Source organism: Coleofasciculus sp. (assembly GCF_046539235.1).
Classification (GTDB): domain Bacteria; phylum Cyanobacteriota; class Cyanobacteriia; order Cyanobacteriales; family Coleofasciculaceae; genus Coleofasciculus.
In genome coordinates, this window is the sequence record NZ_JBKHHI010000411.1 from 1 (window position 1) to 6,076 (window position 6,076).

Annotated in this window: 6 protein-coding genes; 2 read left to right on the top strand and 4 right to left on the bottom strand. The window is 45.2% G+C overall.

From position 1 onward, the window contains the following. Nucleotides 1–224 precede the first annotated feature (224 nt). Together ACLFWI_RS25470 and ACLFWI_RS25475 are read right to left on the bottom strand one after the other, a co-directional pair. The gene (locus ACLFWI_RS25470; protein WP_446410766.1) at nucleotides 225–509 is read right to left on the bottom strand and encodes a hypothetical protein; all 285 of its coding nucleotides are present in this window, start codon (nucleotides 507–509) and stop codon (nucleotides 225–227) included. Between the two features lie 156 nt (nucleotides 510–665). Next, a complete protein-coding gene (locus tag ACLFWI_RS25475) occupies nucleotides 666–1,547 on the bottom strand; it encodes a M15 family metallopeptidase (protein ID WP_446415242.1) in 882 nt (293 codons plus the stop codon). Between the two features lie 174 nt (nucleotides 1,548–1,721). Between ACLFWI_RS25475 and ACLFWI_RS25480 the strand changes: the two genes are divergently transcribed. Then, entirely contained in the window at nucleotides 1,722–2,696 is a 975-nt protein-coding gene (locus ACLFWI_RS25480) for an AEC family transporter (RefSeq protein ID WP_446415243.1), read from the top strand. A 41-nt stretch (nucleotides 2,697–2,737) separates the two neighbouring features. Here the strand turns inward: ACLFWI_RS25480 and ACLFWI_RS25485 are convergent, their stop codons facing one another. Further along, complete coding sequence (locus tag ACLFWI_RS25485; protein ID WP_446415244.1) at nucleotides 2,738–3,337, bottom strand: DJ-1/PfpI family protein; 600 nt, start codon at nucleotides 3,335–3,337, stop codon at nucleotides 2,738–2,740. A gap of 640 nt (nucleotides 3,338–3,977) precedes the next feature. Between ACLFWI_RS25485 and ACLFWI_RS25490 the strand changes: the two genes are divergently transcribed. Further along, entirely contained in the window at nucleotides 3,978–4,880 is a 903-nt protein-coding gene (locus tag ACLFWI_RS25490) for an Rpn family recombination-promoting nuclease/putative transposase (RefSeq protein WP_446415245.1), read from the top strand. 161 nt (nucleotides 4,881–5,041) lie between these two features. On the opposite strand, the gene ACLFWI_RS25495 is transcribed toward ACLFWI_RS25490, so the two are convergent. Next, nucleotides 5,042–6,076: alpha-amylase (locus ACLFWI_RS25495; RefSeq protein WP_446415246.1), on the bottom strand; the 1,035-nt coding region annotated here is incomplete at its 5' end.

Here is a 6,076-nt window from a genome sequence, read left to right on the forward strand (position 1 = left end):
TTCATCTCCCGGCTATGGAGCGCGGGAGTCTTCACCATTGCTCACAAGTTGATAAAAGTGCGTTTTGTTGAGGGTTAATTTTAAATTTTTAACGGTTTGCCATTGACAAGGTAAACTTCTAGTGATATGAGAATATTAGCATTTGAATTAGAGCGGATTTGATTGATAGGTTATCGGTGACAAGCTAAAGAGAGTCTTTACAATTATGATATTGGACTTTTGACTCACCGATTTAATAAAGAATCAATTAATTTGATCAGTTTTTCCACAGCTTGCTGGTGTTTGAGCAAATTGTCCCTAAGCCAACGTAACTCTTCAGGAGTAGGAAGTGGAGCATCGGATTCACCTAACAATTTTGCCGCGTCAACCAGAGTCGCAGAATCCATTAACTTCCAACCCTTCTGCCTTTGGGCATTCCGGCGCAGCTTTTCCTCTATCCTAGTATGAGCAACACGCCAGTCCTCTTCGGGAATAGTATAATCTTGCTGAGTGATCGGATTATCAGCCATGACTGGATAACTCCCAAATTATACGTTTTAGTGCTTCAATCTCTTGTTCCAGTTCCGTGATCCTTTCTGCATCTACCATACAAAATAGCGAGCGAGACGCTCGCACTACAACAACCTTTCCCCGTTCCCTATTCCCTATTCCCTGTTCCCTGTTCCCTATTCCCTATTCCCTGTTCCCTGTTCCCTATTCCCTTGTACTAGGTCATCCTCTGGTTCTGAGGGAGAAGGAGACGGTTCGGAATCAGGACGATCCAAATTTTGGGCTTTGTAGAAGGTTTCTAAACTATCTGGATCACCAACAAAGCGCCAATGCCATGGTTCATAACTCACACCTTGGGGATTTCCTTTGGGAAAGGATAACTCAAAGCTATAGTACGCGGCATTCTTTTCCAGCCACTTAAACGCCGCCGTATTTTCAAAATTGGTGTTCAGATTTGTGGCAGGTGTTCTGCCATCGCCAATATCGACAGCATAACCGGTGTGATGTTCGCTGTAACCGGGAGGCGCACTAACTTCAGCCCGTTGTGTCGCCACTTGTCCCCGTTGTGCTTTGATGTCAAAAAAGAGATGCTGCTGCTGTTGCTGAGTACGATAGCCGGATATTGGCACTAATAGTATGCCATCGGCTTGAGCGGCTGCCCTCATCGCTTTAAATTTCTTCGCCGCTGCTTCCCGTAGTTGAATGCGACCATCTGAGGTAATGGGTTCGAGTTCGGATAGGGGGGCTTCTTCGTAGGGGAGATGTCCCAAAAGATTATCGACGTCGTTATCACTCTCTTCTGGATTAGCTGGGGTGGAGGTATCCGTTGTGGTGGGTTGTGGGGAAGAGGTTGCCGTTTGAGGGGATTGGAAGGTGGACGAGGATAGGATTAGCCCCAAAACGATCGCGCCGCATCCTAATACTGCCAGGACAATTAGAAACGGCTGTAACCGCGATCGCCGTCGGGTGTCGGGCGTATCCCTGACGGCTACGGGAATATCCTCCTCTGTTGATTCGGATAGGTTGACGGGTTCTCCTGAAAAATCGGGGGTATTCAAAACTCCACTCCTGAAGGTGCTAATTCTTGAACGGGGAAAGGGGAACCTATTCCAACTGGAAGAAGGCAGCACTGAACTCTATAGTATAAGTTTTTCTGTTCTGTAATCTGTGCCAATTTCTTTTCTTAGAGACTGACGTATCATCAAAACCGTTGTCTGTTTGATCCTTCTCTAATGCCCAGCCTAGATCCAGAGCGTTTACAACCCTTGTTCCAACTTTACCTCCAGCTAGGGGGTGGTGTACTACTCGGATGGGTGTTGGGACTTGTGATGCCCCGGTGGATACCAACCTTTATTGGTCAATTTCTGTTCTGGATCGGAGTTCCTATCAGTATTATTACGTTTCTGCGGGGTGCGGATCTATCGGGAAAGATTTGGATTGCCCCGATCGCGGCTTGGGTGGCGATTTTATTGGGCGCTCTCTTGGCTTGGTTTTGGATGAAAGGTGGAGGTCAATTTGCTGCGAATAAGGGCTTGACAAATGATAATCCATCTGCATGGAATAAACCGACTCAAGGAAGTTTCTTGCTGGCGTCGATGGTGGGGAATACGGGCTATTTGGGGTTTCCTGTTAATCTAACCTTATTGGGAGAAAACTATTTTGGTTGGGCGCTATTTTATGACATGCTGGGAACTTTACTTGGGGCCTATGGTTTAGGCGTGGTATTAGCAGCCCGTTTTGGTCGGGGTAATAAGAGTCAGGGGCAGTTAGTGCGATCGCTAGTGATTAATCCGGCGCTGTGGAGTATGGGCGTCGGATTGGCGTTGCGTCAGGTTCCGTTACCGGGATGGCTGGAGGAGGGTATGGAAAAATTTGCCTGGAGTGCGATCGCGCTTTCACTGGTTCTGATTGGTATGCGCTTGAGTCAGTTGGCGTCTTGGCGCAAAGTTAAACAAGCGGGGGTGGGTCTGGGCATTAAAATGTTACTGATTCCTTTGGTATTAGGTATGGCTTTATCGCAGTTTGGCATAGTCGGTAAGCCGCAATTAGCGATCGTCCTGCAAATGGCAATGCCGCCAGCCTTTGCCACTTTAGTCATCGCGGAAGTGTATGAACTCGATCGCGAGTTAACTGTGACCGCACTGGCGGTTGGTTCTACAGGACTTTTGCTCACCTTACCAATTTGGTTACTCTTGTTTGGGGCTTAACCTCAAGAAGGCTTCTTGAAGGCAGAGAGCAGAAGGGAATATTAAACCACAACCATCTGTTGATGTTCGATTTTTGTCCCCAACAATTTGAGAAACTCGGCTAACCAAGCCGGGTGCGCGGGCCACGCCGGTGCGGTGACTAAATTTCCATCCACCATCGCTTCATTAGGAGGAATGTGGGTATATAATCCTCCTGCCAACTTCACATCAGGTCCACAAGCTGGATAAGCGGTACAGCTTTTTCCTTCTAGCACACCAGCGGCGGCTAATACCTGCAATCCGTGACAAATAGAGGCGATGGGTTTATTGGCTTGGGCAAAGTGACGGGTTATCTCTAAAACCGTCTCATTTAGGCGGATATATTCCGGGGCGCGTCCACCAGGAATCACCAAGGCATCATAATCGGCGGCTACTACCTCACTGAATGTGGCATTCAATGCGAAGTTATGACCCGGTTTTTCACTATAGGTTTGATCCCCTTCAAAATCGTGAACCGCTGTTTTTACGGTGTCTCCAGCCTTTTTATCAGGACAAACTGCATGAACAGTATGTCCCACCATTTGCAATGCCTGAAATGGCACCATGACTTCGTAGTCTTCGACGAAATCACCAACGATCATTAAAATCTTTTTTCCACTCATGGTTTTTAGTCCTCAATAAACATCAACGCGATCCAATTGGGGGATTATTCCTCAATCGTAGCGTTGAAGATACTCCGTCGAGAAGGGTATCTTACTGCGGCGTGCGATCGCACGCCCTCTGCGAAGTAAAATCCTTGGTGTCAATTCGGTACAAAGGTTTCAACTCCTGATAGCGATTAATCATTCCAGCAACAACCAGATTGGGATTTTATAGCACTACGAGGTACGCAAAGGACATCAGTTAGTCCAACAGGGAATAGTCATAGCTTGGTCGATGACGGGATGGGTGGGCATTGCCCACCCTACTACTATTTGCCCGCCTGTTCCGTATTGTCCTGTAAGTCAGGAGTACTTTGCTTTACCGTCTCTGGGTAAATCGACCCAAATTCTTTCACGGCTTGTGCTGATTCTTCTCCAATCTTCTGTAGTCGTTCACCAGGAGAGTTTTCCGTTGCGCGAGCTTCCTCAAACCCTTACTATTCCCTGTTCCCTAATCTCAACAGTTAACTTTAATTGTGTCCACCTACTTAGCAGTGGGCTTTTACTTTGGACTTTAGGCGGAGTAAAGGTAAGATACAGGAAGTTTTTGTGTTACGATTCAAATATCTTCTATCTTTTCAGGTTTAAACAGGAGAGACTAATGAGATTTATCAATCCCAAGGTTGATTATGCCTTTAAAAAAATATTCGGCTCTGAACAAAGTCAAGAAATTTTAATCAGTTTTCTAAATGCCATAATTTATGACGGTGAGAAAGTGATTCAATCCTTAACGATTGTCAATCCCTATAATCCCGGTCAGGTGATCACCTTAAAAGAAACCTATTTAGATGTAAAAGCAGTGTTAGCTGATGGTTCTATTGTGATCATCGAAATGCAAATCGCATCCATGGCAGCGTTTAATAAGCGAGTGGCATATAATCTGGCAAAATCCTATAGTAACCAGTTGGCAAAAGGAGAAGATTATCCGCGGCTCAATCCGGCAATAGCGGTGACGATTACGGATTTTACCTTATTTTCAGATACGGATAAAATAATCAGCAAATTTTCCTTTCATGAGGAAGAGGATAAGTTTAAACTATTGGGGGATGAACTGCGGCTAATTTTTGTAGAATTACCGAAATTCAAAAAAACGCTGTCTGAGGCACATACTTTGGCAGATAAATGGATTTATTTTCTGAAGGAGGCGGCAAGTTTAGATAGTATTCCTGAGAGTTTGGCAGAAGTATCGGAGATAGAACTTGCTTTACAACTGGCTAATCAAGCCAATATGACAGTAGAAGAATTGGACATCGTTGATCGCCGAGGGATGATGCTGCAAGATGAGAAAGGGCGAATTACTTATGCCGAAGAAAAAGGACGACTCACTGAAGCACTTGCCTTAATCATGCGCCAACTTAAAAAGCGTTTTGGAGACATCCCGGCGATGCTCAGCCGCCAAGTTGAAGATTTATCTCTTGAAGATTTAGAAAGCTTAGGAGAAGATTTTTTAGACTTCAACAGTTTAGCGGATTTGTCGAGTTGGCTGGAAGAGCGATCGCCGTAGTAGCGTGGCACACCTTATTTAATGAATTAACCATTAGTCCCGAAACTGTAGGGGCGCAAAGACTTGCGCCCGATTCAATGGTAAAATCTAATCCACCATTTTAGCTGTGCCACGCCACTACATTAATTCATTGATAGAGTTCTACACTAGCCACATCAGGCTTATTCTTGAACCCAAATCGAAACCGAACCGCCATTACACCGAAACTCTGCCCATCCCCATTCATTGGTGTAAATGGGTTCTTTTATATGTTCGGTTAAATCATAGAACTTGGCATTGGGTTTACCCACTTCCATCCACTTGTAACCTGGCACACTATCACTCATAATCACCGCCATGGCTTTCGGATGAGCGTGATCCCCTAAGCGCGTCCAACCAATTGTATTGTAGTGATCAAAGTAATCGTATTGATCCCCATAAGCATACTGTTTCCGAGCATAGAGTAATTTGTCAATAATCCAACGGTGAGAGGGAAGAAAAATCTTGTATCGATTGCCATCTTTGCCGTAATCCTCGTATTCTGTACCGTAATAATCGGCATAAAAGACACAAGGATACCCCTCGCGGCGCAATAAAATGATCGCGTAAGCTAAGGGCTTAAACCAGGGTTCTACGGGGGCTTCTAATGACTGTAACGGTTGGGAATCATGGTTTTCTACAAATGTAACCGCATGGGTGGGACGTTGCTGCATCAAGGTGCCGTTGAGGATACTCCCCATGTCATAATGCCCACCGGATCGGCTAGCGTAATAGAAATTGTAGTGGAGTGGCACATCAAAGACCGACATTTTGCTATCAACTGCATTGATATACCAGTGCAAGGTATCGATATTGTTTAACCAATATTCACCCACAACAAACAAATCTTTGCCCGCATGATACCGCATCTCATCTAACCATTGCGGGAAAAACCAGGATGAAATATGTTTAATCGCATCCAGACGGAAACCATCCGCACCAGTGGTGTCAATATACCATTTACCCCAACGAGTCACTTCATCTCGCACCTCTTGACTCTGGAAATCCAAATCACATCCCATTAAATAGGCAAAGTTACCTTTTTCTAATGCCACATAATCATCAAAGACTTTTCCCTCAAAGAGATAAACCGTATTGGGTTCCTTGGTGTAATCGTCGTAATCAACAGCATCAAAATGCCACCAATGCCATTCAAAGTTAGAATACTTGCCCTGACG